The organism is Sphingobium sp. L-44 (genome assembly GCF_056859495.1).
The window spans coordinates 1-17,846 of sequence record NZ_JBSXOQ010000018.1 but is presented as its reverse complement, the minus strand read 5'-3'; the positions used below and the strand labels follow the sequence as shown (position 1 = coordinate 17,846).

The 17,846-nt window shown below is 58.6% G+C and carries 16 protein-coding genes; 10 read left to right on the top strand and 6 right to left on the bottom strand.

What is annotated here, in order from left to right:
• Both AC13EK_RS00780 and AC13EK_RS00775 read left to right on the top strand, forming a co-directional pair.
• Positions 1-264 (top strand): hypothetical protein (locus AC13EK_RS00780; RefSeq protein WP_483021967.1); only part of this gene is annotated, 264 nt, incomplete at its 5' end.
• Positions 218-1,087 carry a hypothetical protein gene (locus tag AC13EK_RS00775; RefSeq protein ID WP_069336830.1) on the top strand — a complete coding sequence of 290 codons (870 nt, stop codon included), beginning with the start codon at positions 218-220 and terminating at the stop codon, positions 1,085-1,087. The genes AC13EK_RS00780 and AC13EK_RS00775, both read left to right, overlap by 47 nt.
• Before the next feature lie 367 nt (positions 1,088-1,454).
• Here AC13EK_RS00775 and AC13EK_RS00770 read toward each other — a convergent pair whose 3' ends face one another.
• The 5 genes from AC13EK_RS00770 to AC13EK_RS00750 all read right to left on the bottom strand — a co-directional run bounded on the left by AC13EK_RS00770 (position 1,455) and on the right by AC13EK_RS00750 (position 11,175).
• Positions 1,455-4,619, bottom strand: a complete 3,165-nt coding sequence (locus tag AC13EK_RS00770) for a UvrD-helicase domain-containing protein (RefSeq protein WP_081331668.1) — start codon at positions 4,617-4,619, stop codon at positions 1,455-1,457.
• 2 nt (positions 4,620-4,621) lie between these two features.
• Positions 4,622-7,309: a PD-(D/E)XK nuclease family protein gene (locus AC13EK_RS00765; protein ID WP_069336829.1), complete on the bottom strand. Its 2,688-nt coding sequence runs from the start codon at positions 7,307-7,309 to the stop codon at positions 4,622-4,624.
• Between the two features lie 505 nt (positions 7,310-7,814).
• Entirely contained in the window at positions 7,815-8,720 is a 906-nt protein-coding gene (locus tag AC13EK_RS00760; RefSeq protein WP_069336828.1) for a plasmid partitioning protein RepB C-terminal domain-containing protein, read from the bottom strand.
• Complete coding sequence (locus AC13EK_RS00755) at positions 8,717-9,616, bottom strand: plasmid partitioning protein RepB C-terminal domain-containing protein (protein WP_234792223.1); 900 nt, start codon at positions 9,614-9,616, stop codon at positions 8,717-8,719. The genes AC13EK_RS00760 and AC13EK_RS00755 overlap by 4 nt, the downstream gene beginning before the upstream one ends.
• Positions 9,613-11,175: a recombinase family protein gene (locus tag AC13EK_RS00750; protein ID WP_234792210.1), complete on the bottom strand. Its 1,563-nt coding sequence runs from the start codon at positions 11,173-11,175 to the stop codon at positions 9,613-9,615. Before AC13EK_RS00750 ends, AC13EK_RS00755 begins: the two co-directional genes overlap by 4 nt.
• 114 nt (positions 11,176-11,289) lie before the next feature.
• On the opposite strand from AC13EK_RS00750, the gene AC13EK_RS00745 reads away from it, so the two are divergent.
• From AC13EK_RS00745 to AC13EK_RS00710, 8 genes are all read left to right on the top strand, one after another.
• Entirely contained in the window at positions 11,290-11,646 is a 357-nt protein-coding gene (locus tag AC13EK_RS00745) for a hypothetical protein (RefSeq protein ID WP_081331667.1), read from the top strand.
• Positions 11,647-11,740: 94 nt separating this feature from the next.
• A complete protein-coding gene (locus tag AC13EK_RS00740; RefSeq protein ID WP_069336827.1) occupies positions 11,741-11,986 on the top strand; it encodes a hypothetical protein in 246 nt (81 codons plus the stop codon).
• 361 nt (positions 11,987-12,347) lie between these two features.
• Positions 12,348-12,626: a CopG family ribbon-helix-helix protein gene (locus AC13EK_RS00735; protein WP_037515733.1), complete on the top strand. Its 279-nt coding sequence runs from the start codon at positions 12,348-12,350 to the stop codon at positions 12,624-12,626.
• Positions 12,614-12,907, top strand: coding sequence for a type II toxin-antitoxin system RelE/ParE family toxin (locus AC13EK_RS00730; RefSeq protein ID WP_037515735.1), 294 nt, complete (start codon positions 12,614-12,616; stop codon positions 12,905-12,907). The genes AC13EK_RS00735 and AC13EK_RS00730 overlap by 13 nt, the downstream gene beginning before the upstream one ends.
• Before the next feature lie 440 nt (positions 12,908-13,347).
• Positions 13,348-13,497, top strand: coding sequence for a DUF6471 domain-containing protein (locus AC13EK_RS00725; protein WP_483021968.1), 150 nt, complete (start codon positions 13,348-13,350; stop codon positions 13,495-13,497).
• Positions 13,458-14,450, top strand: a complete 993-nt coding sequence (locus tag AC13EK_RS00720) for a hypothetical protein (RefSeq protein WP_483021966.1) — start codon at positions 13,458-13,460, stop codon at positions 14,448-14,450. Before AC13EK_RS00725 ends, AC13EK_RS00720 begins: the two co-directional genes overlap by 40 nt.
• Positions 14,451-14,819: 369 nt before the next feature.
• Positions 14,820-16,175 (top strand): IS1380-like element IS1247 family transposase, encoded by a 1,356-nt coding sequence (locus AC13EK_RS00715; protein ID WP_006473457.1) that lies wholly within the window; start codon positions 14,820-14,822, stop codon positions 16,173-16,175.
• Between the two features lie 224 nt (positions 16,176-16,399).
• Positions 16,400-17,521, top strand: coding sequence for an MlaA family lipoprotein (locus AC13EK_RS00710; protein WP_267218477.1), 1,122 nt, complete (start codon positions 16,400-16,402; stop codon positions 17,519-17,521).
• 120 nt (positions 17,522-17,641) lie between these two features.
• Here AC13EK_RS00710 and AC13EK_RS00705 read toward each other — a convergent pair.
• The coding region (locus AC13EK_RS00705; protein ID WP_483021965.1) for a hypothetical protein at positions 17,642-17,846 on the bottom strand (205 nt) is incomplete at its 5' end.

Sequence of the window (17,846 nt, the reverse complement as noted above, 5' to 3'; positions counted from 1 at the left end):
GTGACGCCAAAGACGGCCTGTGAAGGCGCCGCACCGACGAAAATCAGCAGATCAGACCCCGAAACCAAGGCTCATACTTCCCTCTTGAGCCTTCAAGCCGCCATCATGCCGAAATCAGACGGTTCTTCGAGGTGTCCAGTTTCTTGCGACACTCATGACATCGTGCGCAAGCCGCCCATCAAGGCCGACGCGAACCTTCAAAAGCCAAACGGCCGCGATGGCGCATGTTCAATCCTCCTATGGTATCGATGTGCCAATCGATGAGCCGGAGGCCGCCACCGACATCTGGCTGGATGGTCGTAGAGGCGTAACGTTGGACCACGGAAGTAACGGCACTAAAGTTCGCGGCCCCGACCTTCGGAACGGTTCAGCATGCCATCTTCTGGGGCAGCGGATCGTCGCTCGCGGCCGCATCATGCTCTTGGAGATGATGGAAAGGATTCTTGTTCGCGCGCCGAATGTTCAGATTTGCTACGCCAATATAGACTCTATCCATTTCTCGCTTCCGACCAGCCATCTGGATGACGTCATAGCTTGGCTGGAGTGCGAGGCGTCCGACGCGATGGGCTCGTTCAAGATCGAAGTAGTTACGCAGCATGGTCTTTGGCTGGAGCCGGGGCGCTACTGGCTTTATTCAGAAAAAGACGTCGTCAAGTTCAAAAACCGCAGCGTCGGCGATCAGCAGCAGCCGTTCAAAGATCATGCAATCCATGTGGCTAGCCGGCGCATCGGCGACCTTGATGTGCCGGTTAGAATGACACTCAATATGGAGCATACGATGTCGCCATTATGTTCGATCCAGACGGGCATCGGCGATGGACTGTCACACCAGCGACTGATTGAGGTTGGCGATAGTACAACCTTTTCGGATGTCATAAGCGAAATTGAACACAATCAATGTCACGCTATCCCGGCCCGGATGGCAGCATTCAAAGATCTAAGTAGAAAAATAAATTCCTCCCGCAACGCTGCCTCGTTGCGGGAGGATAGTGCCACAGTCATGTGCGGCCGAAGGCCGCCCGCGAGGGGCGTGTTCAGTGAACACTCGCCGCAGGAACAGGAAAACCCAGGCAGATCCTGCGCTTGAAACCATGGCGGCAGCGAAAGGCGAAGCCAACAACTTTATTTGCGAGCTTCTGTTCTGGACCAGAAAACAATACCAGGTTCATAAAAATCAAAAAAATACAGCCGTACAACAAAACGGTTCTTCCAGCGACCGTTTGTGAATGATGGGCTAAGCCGGTCCCTCGTATGGCGCGCGGCAGCCACCATCGAACGACAAGGATTGGACAGCCTCCAAAACCGCATTGATTGGCAGTCAAGCACGATGAGCAGGCGTGCGTTGATCAGTTTATAGGCATCTGAAGCGGCATAAGAGGCAGCTATCCCTGCAGCTCCATTCCGAACCCGGTACCCTTTACGCCCATAAAGTCAATTTGAGAGCAAGGACCAATTCAAGAGGTCGGCACTCCACGCGCTATATGCAGGAAGCCTCCCACAACGGGCATATGGACGAAAATTTCGATCTTAGCACTAGGTCGCGCTTTATCCAAAGCTTCCGCGTAAAGCCCGATTTGAGGACCATACGCAGTCGCTCGTGCATCCCAGCTGTCTGGAGAACCCGGAAAGGATTTGTGGTCGATGACGGCAAAGCCAAATTCGTGTTCGACGAGTAGATCAATGCGTCCGGTAACGACCTGATCCCCAATGCGTGCCGCAATAGGAGTCTCGCGGCGTACCGTGGCATTGGGCCAACGCCTGGATATTTCGCTGAGCAGTCGTTCGTTGGCTCCTAGTACATCCTGTGCGGCAACCTGATGTACACCCCAGCGATCGAGTATGGCTTGCGCTTGAGCCAGACGCCGGTCCAATGGAGCGTCGCTTTGATCTGCGGCAATGATGGCATGCACCGCTTCGCCGAGCAGGGGCATGTCCGGGGTGCCTGCAAACGGCAAGCGGGGTCCGATTATTGCCTTCTCTATGATAATGAAGGTTGCGTCACTCGATGCCTCGCTTGGGCGGCGGTAAAGTGGCGCTCGTTGGGTTGTTGGTCGCGCGATGCGTCCGAATGACACGACAGGAGGTTGGGCGTCGACGCCTTCGTTGCTCACCAACGTTGCGATCCTGGCTGGGAAAGTCTCCGTGCCAGCACGAATCCCATCGCCGGTGGCAGGTGGCAGAGTGAAATGCTCTAACCCGTCCCCGGCGAGGACCTTCAACCAATGGAGTGTGCCCTTTGCCGGAGGCGCAAACACAAGATGATCGCGAGCGCGCGTCATGCCGACATAGAGAAGGCGAGCCTCTTCATCCCTCGTTCGAATCGCGGCTTTTTGCCCCAGCGTCGAATTGGGCGCTGAAGCATCGAGATATACGTCCTTCTTTTGGCTGGCATAGGGCCAAGGCCAGAAGCGGATCCAGCGCCCGGTAAGCGGATTTTGCCAATCTATCTCACCGTCGGCTTCGGCCGTTGGCTCGAAGAGCCTCGGCTCTGGTTCTTTGCCTAGTCCAGTCAGGATGACGACGGGCCATTCAAGCCCCTTCGCACCATGGTAGGTCATGACCTTAACGGCATCGTCCTGCAGGCTTCGTGGGCGTGCCGGATTTTCTGCGGCCAAAGCGAGCGCCAATCCGGAGGGTGTTGCCGGGGATCCCTCGCTTGCGCAGCTTTCCTCGTAGCTCCGCGCGAAACCTCGAAGGGCTTCGAGATCGTCTACCCGGGCCGCCACGTCACCCCAACTTTCTACACGGCGATTGAGCTCGGGGAGAAGGAGGATCGCATCGACGAGATCCGCCGGCGTCAACGACAGAATGTGCTCACGGATCGCGGAAAGATCTGAGGAAATAGGAACGGCGGCGAGCATCGCCTCTGAGGAATTTTCTGCGCCGAGTGCTTCAAGCCAAGATTTCGAGGCCGGGTCGTCGGCGAAGAAGCGAGCCAGTTCGGCAAGCGCGAGACGATCGGTGGGATCTGCGACCCAACGAAATGCCGCCATGACAAGTTGGACATGCGACGTTTGGGCAAGACCCTCGCGCTCGACTGCGGCCTTGATGCCTTGTTGGCTGAGCGCAGCTGATACCTTCGCGATGTCCGCCTTGCTACGACACAGGATGGCTATGTCTCCCGCGCGAAGCGCCCGCACGCCCTTTGGCTTTGCCGCGACTTCCCAGGGGGCGTCGGATTTCACCAGATCGCGGATTTGGGCGGCCAGTGCGGCATATTGGAGCTCAAGCTTGCCTTCGAGCCACCACACCGCCAGCGGAGCTTGCGTGAAGCCGTCTTCGCTGCGACCCGTCCCGGTAAAAGCATGTTCCTCAGCTTTCAGGCCCATTGCGCCCAAGGCCGGTGGGAAGGCCGCATTGACAAGGTTTATGATGCCCTCGCGGCTGCGATAGGAGGTTGCCAGCACATCTTGTGGTTCGCTGGATGATGCGGCGACACCTGCGAACGCGGCCTGAGTCAGGGCACTGTCAGCATTGCGGAAGCCGTAGATGGCCTGCTTCGGATCCCCAACCCACGTGCTTGTATCGACCAGGTCTGACATGGCTGTGAAGATGGCCACCTGTAGCGGACTGGAATCCTGAAATTCATCGACAAACAATCGACCAATGCGCTCACCGAGGCTAGCAGACATCGCCGGGTCACGAAGAACTTGGAGCGCGAGCGCCTCTTGATCAGTGAAGTCCAACAAGCCGCGTTCTGCCTTATAAGCCTGGAACGCTGCGAGCGCTTCGCCTGCGCAGGCGAAGACCGATCTGATGAACCGACTGCAATCCTCACGAAGCCGTGGGTGCTCAGGATGCCGCCCAGCCGCTTGTGCAACGGCGTCAAGAGCGTCGATGAATGCTTGACCGTCCTTCTTAGCGCAGCTGACCTTCGACAGACGAGCCCAATTCGGCCAGGAGATTCGTCCGCCTCGACGGATTTCGGCATCAATTTGACGGAGCAACGCCACATGCGTTTTAGCGGTGGCGCTAAATTCAGCGGGCACTGCACACACTGCCGACCTTACGGCCGCTAGCAAATTGGCGTCGAACTCGTCGCTGCTGCGGGGCGAAGCCGACGGGAGCAATTCAAGAAATGTCTCTACGGATCGTTCTGCAGAAATGGCTAGTTCGCTGGACGAAATTCCATTTGCTCGAGCGAGCTCGATCAAGCGCCTGACGGTTGTCCTCCAATCACTTCGACCAGCGTCAGCCGTTCGTTTAGGCTCAAAGAACCCCATGATTTCGGCCAGTTCGTTCAACGCGGGCGCGTGACGTTCAATCGCGGTGTCGGCGGCGATCGCAAAGATTCGCGGCACGCTGCTTTCGGGAATGACCTCGGCGCGCGGCGACCGTCCAAGAGCGATGGCGTTCTCCGACACGATTTGACCGCAAATGGCGTTCACTGTTCCGAAACGGGCTCCGAGCAGCCGTGCTGCCTTGTCTGGCATGCCCAATTCGAAAAGCTTGGCGCGCGAGCGCTCGATCAGTTCATCAGCTGCTTTTACGGTGAACGTGGTGGCCACGATGGTTTCGGGATCGCGGGACGCAACCTCCGTAGCAATGGTTCCAACGATGCGCGTCGTTTTGCCGGCACCGGCAGAGGCGACAACGGTTGTGATAGTGGGCATAGTCATCTTCAGTTGGCCTCCACGCCCACGCGACACAGAGCCGTGAGTTCGCAATAGCGACATGGTTCGGTTCCAGGTTCGATTGGAAGATCGGCGGGTATATGAGCCTCAGCCTCGTGGACGCCTGCTGCCACTGCAGTCCCGCTTCGTGCTAGATCACGCCATATCTGCCAGGTAGAAACTAGATTGGTCCACGTATCTGGCAGACTATGGCCGGATTGAACGACTTCCTCGGCGAGGAATGTGCCATTGAGGCCAATCATTTGCCGCTGGTCCAGCATGTAGAATGCGCCTGGAGTGTGCGCTGCACTGTTGGGGTTTGCTATCGCGCCATATGTCGCGAGTTGGATAGAGCGTCCCTCGGCCAGCTCGTTGCGGCGGTGCTTAACGCTCCTCGACCATTTCAGGTCTATCACGCCTGTTCCGTGAGCAGGGTGCTCCACCAGCATGTCAATCCGGCCCTTTACATGAGGGCCATCGACGAACTTTCTCTCGCGTTCAATTTCCGTGCCGATCACCTTTGCGTCCATCGCCTTTAGGAGCTGTGCCAGCTGGGCCAGAGCAGCTGGGACTTTGACGCGGGCGGCTGCTAGCTCGCCCGCATATTCGGGCTGCTGAAGCGGCGCCGCGATCGCACTAAGCAATTCATCAAACAGACTGTTGGCTTGCGAGAAAACTGTGTCTGGATCTGGTGCCGAACCTGCGGGGAAGACGCGGTTGGCGAGTTCATGGGCGAGGTTGCCAAGCAACTGGTTCGTGCCTGGGATCTCAGCAACGCGGCCGCGGGAGAGGCGCAAGACATCAAGAAGAAGCCAACGTATTTGGCAATCCGCCAGATGCTCAAGGCTGGTAGCGCTTTCAATGCGATCGTCGAGTTTGGCGATCACGGACGCGGGCAGTGACCAGTGCGCCCGCGGCATTGGGGGGCATGCTGGTGCGATCGCTTCTCGAAAAAGCTTGCGTCCCGCGAGCTCATGAGATGATCCCTGCAAAAGCTGCTCTGCCGACCATCGAACCATGTCCCCAGCGGGGGCCGTCAAGGGGTTCAACTGATGGGCGAGGGGATGGCTGGTCGTCTCTTCCCCAGCCGACAATGCCGGAGAGAAAAGGATGAGTCGCTCGCCAGCGCGATGCACAGCGTTCGCGTTACTCCACCCAATTCGCGCGGCCGTCGCGGCCGGCGATTCGATGTTGCAGCCGGTCGCCTTTAGGACGGCGATCTCCTCCCTGCTCCACGGAAGCGGCGTCACGCTCTCTCCGGGGCCTTTGAAATCCCACCAAAGAACATGCTTGGCCTGATCCCAAATCGCCCCAGGATGACGCACGGCACGCAGTCCGCCCGATGTCGCGACATGGTTGGGATTTTGAGCGCCGTCCGCGAGCACCTGGTCGATCATTCGCCCGAGCAGCAGCGGCGAAAGAATGTCGATGTTAAGCACATCGATTGCTTGCGTCAGGGCCGTCGCGGCACCAACCAGCGTGAGGAAAAGCGGATCGGCGGTCCCCGCATTTGTTTCCAGCGCCCATTGCGCGACCCGAGAGGCGATCGACTTGGCTGCCTCCGCAGGCATCCCTTCGTGCCGCTGGTATAACGCCCCAGATGTCCATTGCCGCCACGCATCGAGTTTTGCGTCGCGTTTTTTCTGTGGCTCTTCGGGCATTCGATCGGACAGATCTGATTCGATAGCGGCCCATGCGGCGATCCACGCTGCACCGCCCGTGCCAGGTTCCCGGCTAAGTGCATAGGCGAGCTTGCGGGCCGCGCTGCGGGGGATCGGAGGGCGCGGTAGCATGAGCAAATCGAGCATCGCCTTGGCGTTGAAGGGGGCCCATGAAGCGGCGAAGGCGAGCGGCAGCACCTGTAATGCTCCCCGCCAAGGGGATGAGGCAGACAAGCCCAGAGCCGGAAGACCGCGAGCCCGCAGCGCGCCGTCCAAGAGTGCCGTATCTCCATCTGCGTTCACGATAACCGTGCCATGCAGCTCAGCTTCTGAGCAATGGGCGAGCCACTCTGCGGCTGCTTCGGCCGCCGTCAGGGCGGTGTCTGCCTCCACGATCACAAAGCTCCCATCGCCTGCTAGTGTCGCGGGAGATCCGTCCTCGAGAAATGCTTGCACATGGCTCAGATCGCTGACGGCATTCTCAGAGGCCGAAACCCGTGAAATTTTGGCCCCCGATGTTTCGAGCGCTTCGATGAGGGCCTGCCAGAGAGGTGGCAACAAATCTCTTGGCTCGACCAGCTCGATTGAGGTGAGCGGCAAGCTGGCACGGGCTTTGACCGCCTCGCAGAGGCTACGCGCGCGGTCCGTGATGCCGGGCGGAAGTATGTCACCTGCCCCTTCTACTTTCGCAAAAGCATCGATTCGCGCCGCGCCGACCATAGCTCCAGACCAGCCGCCAGCGACCAGCTGATCTCGCCATTCAAGCAAGGACGCGGCAGTGGCCCATGGATCAAGGGTCAACGATTGAGCGAAGAACAGTTCGGGGGCAGTGGCCAACGCGGCACGCAGTTTAGCAGCATAGCTCGAGACTCGAACAGCATGTGCCACGCGGGGAGCCGTGAGGCCCAACTGCACTTCGAGCATCTCTACCAGGCCTTGAGGCCCCACAACGGCGGCATTGAAGACGCCTTCATTCAGACCCGGAAAATCCGGAAAGGAAGGGCCATCACATGAAAGGCCGAAGATAAGCTTCATTCTCAATTATCCCCCAACCGGTAGCTGCCTCGCCAGCGCCGGTATCGCTGGCGGTAAGCTAAAATGCTTTGTCATGTCATTAATGAATGTGCCTGCGACAATTTTGGTCGTTACTCTTTTGGTAAACGAAAACATGGCCTTATCGTCTTGTCTAAGTGTCGCCTAGCTGAGGCTCATTGATCGGAAAGACGAAAGCCGGGGATGCCGTTGCTAGAAGCAATCCCGCAAGGAAGATCTGCAGCAGATATCGGGCAGGAGGCGGCTAGATTTCTGGCGGGTTCCGCAAAAGAGCCGCATGCTTTCCTTTCGGTGCGGCTTGAGCAGCGTCACCAATAGCGGCGGAGGCATAAGTGAGTCATGCCTCCGCCGATTGCGGGTCGGCTTATGGCTGCCGACCTGATGGGCTCCGAGCGGGATCGCCGCCATCCCCATCGCCGCACTCGATCCGCCCCACTGTGCGGCGTCTCCTGCGGTCCCCGCGCTTTTGGGTCCGGGTACCCGTCAATCACTCAGCAGCATCAGCAGTTGCTGCTATTGCCTCGACCTCAGCAATGGCCTGTAGCTCCGTAAGATATTCGGGTCGGTGCTGATCGACCCAGCGGACGATGCGCGCGTTGTTAAGCAGCGCGCGCACGTACCCGCGAGCAACGGTCAGATGGAGATTATCCACCCCGTAGGTGTCTTCAACTGATTTGACTTGAATCTGCAATCTTGCAAGCTCGCGCTCCATTTTGGCTAATTGATCAGCAGAATTGGCCGTGCCTGCTTTCTTCCGGCATTTTGCCAAGAGCTTATCAGGGGTGGCTCCAAGAAGAGCCCTGGCGAACTGACCTGTGAAATTGTTTTGCCCGATCATCAGCTCTGCTGCCTCGATCTGTCGCGCGGGGAGCATCAGCCTCAACAAGTCAAACACGACAGCGGGGCATTGAATATCTTTGAGCAGATCGACCACATCGGGACTGATGCCATTGAGCATGCGTGTACGGCGCTGGATCGAGACGACGTCTAGACCGAGAGCTTCCCCGATCTTGGTTTCAGGAACGCCGCGCTCGATAGCGCGCCTGATCATGCCGTGTTCCTGTACCGGCGTCAGTCGATTGATCCGCCTGTTATATGTGTAACCCTCGTCATCTGTGGAAACGAGACATTCGACCTCCTCGACCCCGAGGTCGCGGAGCGCTTCAATTCGCAGGTGGCCGTCGAGAAGATAGTAACATCCAGGAGCCGTGGGCGCAGGCGTTACAACAGGCGCCTCGACGAGGCCGATCGCTTTTACAGAGCCCAATATCTGCCGATACTTCGAGCTTTCACGTAGGCCGTCCCTGAGCGTTTTGAGGGGGATCAGCCGGTCCAATGCTACAATATGCGATTCGCTTTCGAAAGCGATCTTGACGCGGTTGCCCTCGCTCATAGTGACGGCTTCCTTCCGAGCCGCGTGGCTAGAACTTTGGGCAGAACTGCTATTCCTTCCGCTCTAAGCAGGGTGACAAACGCTTCGTCTGCCAGAAGATCCCGAAGTGCTTCGACAAGAAATAGCAGCCGCGCTTGCGTGAAATCCGCCTTTTTGACAACGATGCGATGCTTCTCGGCTTCGGATTGGTACAGCCTTATGAGATCAGCCGACGAAAGGCGTTTGCTTGGCGACTTTCGTCCGAGGCTCTGGTTCCCAAATGTCCGGTGCCGCTTCATTCGTGCGTCAAGCAAGCGTCGCACAGCTGCGAGCTTCTTGCCCTTCAGCTTGCCGGACTCATAAGCCTCAAGAAGCAAATCCTGAGCCGCTACCGTCTCTGCTCTTGCGATATCTGCAGCCAGGCTGATCGGGATAAGGCCGGTCTCTGCTGCCGAAAGCAGCCTTTCTTCGCCGCGCTCGAGCAACTGGACGACCATATTCACCCAGCTTCCGGTGCAGCCGACCTTCTGACCAATCTGGGCGTCGGTGTAGCCGCGTCGATGCAACGTGCCTATCTCGGTCAGTAAGTCGATCGGGCGGTGCTGACGCCGGGCTATGTTCTCCACAAGGCTCATCACCAAGCATTCATTTTCTTCAGCATCGATCACGACCGCTGGAATTTCCGTTGCTCCAAGCATTTTAAACGCTTCGAGCCTGCCTTCCCCACATACGATATTATAAAGAGCGGAGCCATCGCCGGACTGTCGCCTAACGGTCACGGGGCGTTTGAGTCCTACCGCTTCTATATTTTCCACGATTTCTCGATGAAGTTTGCGGCTGCGAGTACGAGGATTGAGCACCTGAATGTCCGTGATCGGGATAAATTCAATCGTGTGGCGCGCTGTTTCGACCATCATGCCGCCTCCAGGAGACTGTATTGTTCGCCGAGCCGAAAGAGCAGATCGAGCGAATCGAAGCGATAGGCGTCCAGCATGAACACATTTTCTTCGGCTAACCGGAGTGCAGAGCCGAGCCGGTCAAGGCGCGGAAATATATAGTAATCGGACGCGGCGCGATTCGTTGGATCCATTCGGATGGCCACCGTGATGTCGGGGGCGAGGCTTGTGTCGAATCGGACCTTCCAGCGGGCCGATCCCGCTGGAGTGCGCTGGCAGCGGACGATCACCACTGAAATGGAAAACTGGCCGTTGACCATGAGCAGATCGTCGTCGCTCTTTTCAATCTCCGCGCCGATGGCATTGAACCCATCAATGACTTTATCAATCACATCGGGATACAGCGCGCGAAGCTGCCGGTTGATTTCCACATATTGGTAGTCCCGCATCGGCTGATAGCCCACCAACGAATATGCCCTGAGTAGGCTGCCGAAGCGGGAGCGGTAACTGCTGCTCGATGGCAGGTCCTCCGATTCGTCGATGATGATGCCAGAGAGTAGCCCATGGCTCTTGAGAAGGCCCGTAAGCGCTCCCAGCATCTCTTCGTCAGACAATCGGGCGGATCGCTCTCGAATGATGATCTGGGCAGCGTTATGCAGTCCAGGATCCACTATCGGGGTAAATGCGCGCTCAGCGCGAATCCACATCGCCGGATCATTACGGACCCGTTTTTTCTTCAACTTGTTCGATACGCGGTTCCAAACATTGTTCCCGATATATTTCTCGTTGATCAGGATCTGATGTACCGTACCCCTGGTCCATGGCTTGCCCATATCTGTGCAAATTCCTGATTTGTTCAGCTGATCGGCTATCTCGCGCTCAGTCAGTCGATCCACCACGAAGGACGAGTAAATCCGGCGCACGACGGCAACCTCTTGGTCTGGGCCGGGGGAAAGGACGACCCTGTCAGTCTGGATACTTTTATGCTCGCCTCGAGCGAGTGCGCCCTTTTCAGCGCCGTTTTGGTCGACGAGAGTGCGACGCAGCCCAAAGCCTGCTGGACCGCCCTGTCTGAAGCCAAGCTCGATCAACCTGCACTGGCCAACGAAAACCTTGGTTGAAAGCTCGCGGCTGTACTCACCGGCCATCCAACGTTTAAAGCCCTTAGCCATGGTTGCCACTGGGCTTCCATCATTTTCAAACTGCTCGGCACAATAGTGAACGTCGATGCCGGCGCGGCGGCAGATATACTCATAGTAGGCGCTTTCGTCTGCGTCCTGAAAGCGGCCCCAGCGGCTGACATCATATACGAGGATGACGGAAAAGCCTGGGTTTCCAGCCGTGACGTCCTCAATGATTTGTTGAAGCGCATCTCGGCCATGGATGCTCAGTCCACTCTTCCCTTCATCGGCATATGTTCTGACGATCTCCATGTTCCGTCTTTGCGCATAGGAGCGAATCGCATCAGCCTGATTTTCTGTGGAGTATTTCTGGTGGTCCGTGGACATGCGGACATATTCCGCAGCCTTAATGGGCGGAGCCGCTTCCTGAGAAAGATCTGCTGACCAGCTCTCCAACATGCCGGATCCCTGTTTTCGGAACTAGATGGCTACCGCGCCAGCTTTGCTCCACCGGTCGGATACCGATGCCGGTGTCCTCACGATCCGAGACTATAGGCGTGAAGGGGAAAAAAGATGTTTCCGAAAACGGGCAATATTTTACCGCCGGAAGAGGCAAGTCAGGCGTTCATTCAGATGATATCCCACGCTTTGGTGGAGGAGTTGGGACGGACCCATCAAGCCGTAAAGACGGCGGTTCGATGGACAGGCGCGAGCGAGCGAAGCGTAAAACATTGGCTCGCTGGCACCCATGCTCCGCAAGGCCCTCATCTGCTATGCCTGATGCGTCATTCTAATTTTGTCCTCGGCGCACTGTTGGCGGCAGCGGGACGAAACGACGTTCTTCTGACTATGGAATTATCGGCACTCAGGCAGAAGCTCGCAGATGTGATCGACGTTCTAGACAGATTAACAGTCTCGGGTGAGCACTGACCTGAGGGATGCCCAATGGGGTCGGTGATTCTCTCCTGTGGAACTGGACGCCGACAGTGTTGAAGCTGGAGCCGTAAACCCATAGCATTACCGCATGGAATTTGGTCCGCAACCTGAACTAATCGAATCCTCCCTCAGCCGGTTTATGGAACAGGCGGGGGTACGGTTGACCATCAACATAGTGCGGCTCTCCACCGAGCGCGGTTGGTCCCTCGAGGTCGTCAACGAACACGGCACCTCAACAGTTTGGGACGACCTTTTTGCTACCGACCACGATGCCGACGCCGCATTCCGTAATGCCCTCGCCAAAGAAGGCGTCGAGGCCTTCCTCGGCAAGTAAGATGCCAAATTCGGCTGTGAGCCGACCTCAGCCGCGGTCCTCAACGGATGCATGCCGTACGGGGGGACTCGTAAAGTTGTAGCCGCGAGTGACCGTGTCATAGCGATGCTGGACATTCTTGCCTCCGTCCAGCTGGCGGACAAAGAAGAGATCTGACACATTCTTTTGGGGTGAACGCCCTGTTCTCGTAGACGTCCGTATTGCTCTTGCCATCCCATCGCTAGGTGAGATGGATCCCCGAACTGTTTCGCCGACGTGAGGCGCACCCCATGTTAGCTCGCTTCATCGATCGGGATGGACGCCAGGATAGAACGTAGGTAAGTAGCGCTAGGTATTACCTTTCACTACATGAGGGCGCCGCATGGCAACAGCAACATCGATCAAACTCGATGACGAATTGAAAGGGCGCGTTCAGCACCTGGCCGAAACGCGCCGTCGCAGTTCGCATTGGATCATGCGCGAGGCCATCGCGCAATATGTTGATCGCGAGGAAAAGCGTGAGGCGCTGCGCGAGGACACGTTGAAAGCTTGGGACGAATTTAAGGCGACCGGTCTGCACGCAACCGCTGATGAAGTCGATAAATGGCTGGCGAGTTGGGGAACGGATAACGAGCTACCAGCGCCCGAATGCCACAAGTAGTTTTCGCGCCGGCAGCTATCCGAGATGTTCAGAGGTTCCGGGATTTCCTGCAACCCAAGGATGCGGACGCCGCCCGCCGCGCGGGCGAGGCGATAAGGCAGGGCGTGAAGGCACTGGGCGCGTTTCCACGCATGGGTCGAATAGTGGACGATCTGCCCGAACAGTTTCGTGAATGGCTGATCGATTTCGGCGATAGCGGCTACGTCGCCCGATACCGCGTCGATGATGACACCGTTACGATTCTGGCGGTTCGTCACCAGCGAGAGGCCAGCTACAAATAAGGTGTAGTGCTGATGCATCCGCCCTCTGACGACAGAGGCGCGGTGGTCGGTCAGTAGGCCGGCAACGACCAAACTGGGTGAGCCGCCGACTTGCTGCCGATCAGTTCAATTGCCTTCGACGGCCCTTGAAGCCCGAGAAGTCCCTTCAGTTTTAGCCGGCAGAAGCGGACTCACTCGTTCACTTTGGAAGAGTGGGGGCATTTGAAGGGGCATTTGGTAGAAAGTCGGTTTTAGTAATTTAATGAAAACAAAGGATTGTAAGGAATGTTCGAATCCCTCCCTCTCCGCCAAAACTGCCCGGTTTCACTGATTTTTGTCGGTATTTTTCCTCCCGTTCCCCTAAACGCTCCCCAAAAACTTTCGCGCTTGCGGACGCACGGTTGTGAAAAGCATCCGGCGAAACAGGCGCATTTTTGCTGAGCAGAAGCAACACGGAGCAAGTGGCTCTTGAGAGGATAGGGTCTATAGGGCTGGGCCGCGATGTGGACTTTAAGTCGATTATCAGGAACAAGCTCAGCCGGGGCAAATTTACGGCGGTGTTTCTCATCCAATGTCTGGAAGCGATCGGGGCGACCGAACTGCGGCTATAAGTTGGGCGTTCCCGCTCCTCGGCATTCTCATCGCCTTAGGGATCGCTTGGGGCATTGGATGGCTACAGGCCCGCGAAGAATATAAGCGCCAATCCACCCCCGCCGCATATGCAGCAGCAGCTAAGGATGATGCAAAACGCGCCTGTGTCGGCACCGATGCCGCTGCTGTTTTCGAATGTGTCGATCAGAAGGCTAAAGCCGCCTATCAAACGGCCCACGACGAGCTAGATTTGAGCGCCCAGCAGCGGGCCGCGTCGAGCGCCTTGGCTTCCGTTATTGTAAGTTTTCTGGCGCTCGTGATCTCAGTCGTTGGCGTTCGGTATGTCAAACAGACGCTTGATGCCACCCTTCAAGCCGTAAAAGACACGGGCGAAGCCACCCAGGCGATGCTTGCGCAAAACGTCCTGGCGAAAGAGGCCAACAGGATCGCGGAGGCTGCGCAGCGCCCGTGGATTGCTATTTCCGCTGAAGTGGTTGGGCGGCAGGTCCATGAAGAAGGTTATGTGCTTTTTGTCGATGTGACCTTCGAAAATATCGGCCAATCCGTGGCTCACGGCTTTTGGCATCATGTAAAAACCTTCGTCGCCAGCGGGGATTACAGACCCAGCGTCAGAGCCATCTTTGACGAGTGGGCCATGCCTAAAGGCGTCTCTACCAACGTTTTAATGCCTGGGGAGAAACTGACGGCCAGCTACTTCCACATTTTTAAGCCCGCCAACGGCGAATGGCGGGGCGAAGACCCATCCTGCGACTATGTTATCGCCGCCGCCGCCTTCTACTACGTTACCGAGGAAACGATATACGACAATCGGTGCGTTACGCAGCGCACCTTCCGGGTCGGTTCTACCAAACGTGACCCGCTCCAGCGATACAAGCTGTTCAAGGCAGACTTGAACGAAGGGGAGGTGTCTGACTTCATCGCCAACCCTGTAATCCCTCGCAAATCCACATAGAATGGCGGCGATGATCCACCCGATCATTGCTCACCGCCCATCGGGTATTGAACCCAGGCAGGGGCCGACGCCCAAGGGGCCATCCCCCTCTGACCCCTACTTTAAGACAACCTCGATCCCCGGCCAATCCCATCAAAAGCCGCAGAAAACCGAGCATTTCAGCCCGATCATGTTTTCTCGAAGGTGTGGTCAGGAGTATGTTGCCGTCTCCCCAAAATGTGAGCCGCAAGCGTCTTGCAGGATACTAAGCCAAGTGGCCCCAAACAGTCTTCCAACCCACATTTCCCAAGTAAGGCGCTGATTTCGCTGTCCTGACCATTATATTTCCTATATAAAACATGGTGTTGAAGGCTGCGAGGGGCGCGTTTCATGGATCACCCAGAGGGTGCGGGCTTGCAACGGGCAGATCGGGTGGATTTCGACCCTCGCGTGCGGCTGGAATTTCGCGGCACGCAGCTCAGTTCCGACGGCGGCCTTCTGGTGATGCGCGAGCTTGATGACGCGCTCGGGTTGTCCGATTTGGCGTCAGCGGCGCTGCGCGATACTCGCTCTGGCAAGAACACGGTCCATCGGCTCGACGGCCTGTTCCGGCAATCAGTCTTTGGGCGGCTGGCCGGATACGAGGATGTCAACGACGCCAACCGTCTCGCCTGCGATCCGGTCATGCGCCAAGTTGTCGGCGGCAGAGCGGTCGATGCACAAGCGGCCTCGGCATCGCAGATGGGACGGTTCGAGACCGAGACGCTGGCTCTGGCCGGGAACCGTGCCGCGCTGGCCGACCTGAACGGGCAATGGATCGACCGGTTCCATGACCGTAACGGGCTGAAGTACATCGTTCTGGACATGGACAGCTCGGTCAGCCCGACCCATGGCGACCAGGAAGGGTCCGCCTGGAATGGCCATTTCGACTGTAGCTGCTATCACCCCAACTTTCTGTTCAACCAGTTCGGGATGCTGGAACGCTGCGCCCTGCGCCATGGCAACGTCCACAGCGCCGATGGCTGGCGTGATGTTCTCGACCCCGTAATTGCGCGCTACGCGGAGCGCGACCTTGGTGGCAGGTTCTTCCGGGCCGATGCTGCCTACGCGATCCCGGCGATCTATGAGCGATTGGAAGAAGCGCGGTTCTTCTACGCCATCCGGCTGCCCGCAAACGCGGTCCTCAAGGACAAGATCGCGCATCGGCTAACGCGCCCTGTCGGGCGGCCGTCACTGACCAAGGTCAAGCGGTTCTTCGAGGAATTCGAGTATCAGGCGGCGTCCTGGGACAAGGAACGCCGGGTGATCGCCAAGATCGAATGGCATCCGGGCGAACTGTTCCCGCGTGTCGGCTTCATCGTCACCAACCTGCCGATGGAGCCGGACTGGGTGGTGCGGTTCTACAACCAGCGCGGCACCGCCGAGCAGCACATCAAAGAGGGCAAATACGCCTTTCGCTGGACGCGGCTGTCGTGCCGGAAGTTCCGCGACAATGAGGTGCGGCTGCAACTGCACGCCCTGGCGTACAACCTGGCCACCTTCTTGCGCTGCATCGAGCTGCCCGAGGCCATGGCCGACTGGTCGTTGACCAGCCTGCAACTGAAGCTGATCAAGATCGGGGCACGTGTGGTCCGTCACGCCCGCACCATCACCTTCCAGCTGGCCGAGGTCGCTGTCACCGGCACGATGGTACGCGCCATCCTCGCCGCTATCCGCCGATTGCGAGCGCCACCGCTATGCGCATGATCGCGATCCACGCTCAAACTGAACGAAAGCGGCTGGACAGATCTGTCCGCTGCGCTGAAAAACGCCGCCCCTGGGCAAGGAAACAGCGGCTTCGCGGTCTGATCCGTCCAGATCCAGCAGTCTGCGCGACCGCAGGTGCCGCTTGCGGCAGAAAATCCTTGTCTAGCGCTCGGATACAGGCGATCTTCACCTCAAACGACACGCCACTTGGGGAATGCAGGTTTATGCTGCTTTCGGTTGCCGCCACTGGAATGATGCTGATGGCGGGACAGGGGGAGGCCGTGGACAGCGGCGCTCCGTTGGTGCCGGCTGCGGCCGTGGCGCCTGCGCCGGCGGAAACGCCCCAGACGGTCCCTGCCGATCCGGTCCAGCCCGCGCAGATGCCGGCACAGGCGCCGGCACAGGCGCCGTCACCCGACAGTCCCTATCCGCCGCCGGTCGTGCTGCCGACGCTGAGCCCGATCGCGGAGCAGCCCAAGGAAGAGGTGCCGGTCGATCCCAATGCGATCGTCGTGACCGGCGACACCGGCCTGCGCAAGCGCGATCCCTTCGCCGCGATCAACGAACAGTCTTTCGAGGCGGTCCAGGCCGTCGACAAGGCGCTGATCGAGCCGGTGGCCAAGGCCTATAACAAGGGCCTGCCGCGCCCGGTGCGCAAGGGGCTGCGCAACTTCTTCTCGAACCTGGGCGAGCCGGTCGTGTTCGCGGCCTATATGCTGCAGTTCAAGCCGGGCAAGGCGTTCGAGACGGCGGGGCGGTTCGGCATCAACAGCACGCTGGGTTTTCTTGGCCTGTTCGACGTCGCCAAGCGCAAGCCGTTCAACCTGCCCTATCGTCCCAATGGCCTAGCCAACACGCTGGGCTTCTATGGCGTGGGGCCGGGGCCGTACATGTATCTGCCACTGGTCGGCCCGACGACGCTGCGCGACATCATCGGCGACACGGTCGACAAGATGATCCTGCCCTTCGCGGTGGGCAAGCCCTTCACCCAGCCCACGGTCGTCATTCCGATGGCGGTGCTGGACCAGCTGGGCGAGCGCGCGGCGTTCGACGAGCGCATCCAGGCGATCCGTTCCGACGACAATCCCTATGGCAGCTATCGCGACCTCTATCTCAACCAGCGCAAGGCGGAGATCGAGGCGCTGCACGGTCGCTACACGCCGGGCGTGACGCCGGTCTATGGTCCGGGGCTGCGCGTGCCGGGCAAGGACAAGCCGGCAGCCGATGCGCCGGAGGCTGCGGCCCCGGTTGCTGCGGAGCCGGTGCCTGCGCCCGCTGCTGCGCCAGCCCCCGCACCGGCGCCCAAGCCGCTGATGGTTCAGCCGCTGCCCGCCGACCCGCGCTGATCGCATCAAAGGCACGGAAAAGAAAAAGGCGCCCGATCACTGGATCGGGTGCCTTTTTCTTTTTTTTTTGGGGGGGGGGCGGTTGAAACCCCTTCCCGCTGACGGGAAGGGGCGATGGCCTCAGCGGCCGAGCAGGCCGCGGGCCTGACCGGCGATTTCCGCGAGCATCGCGACATTGGGCGACGCCGCTGCCTTGGCGCGCTGCACCAGGGCGCGGAACTGCTGGATGCGCGCACCGCGCTCGATCAGCCATTTCTCGACATGGTCCGACACGTCCTTGCCCTTGCCCTGGGCCAGGAAGTCGAGCCGCACCTGCTGCATGTCG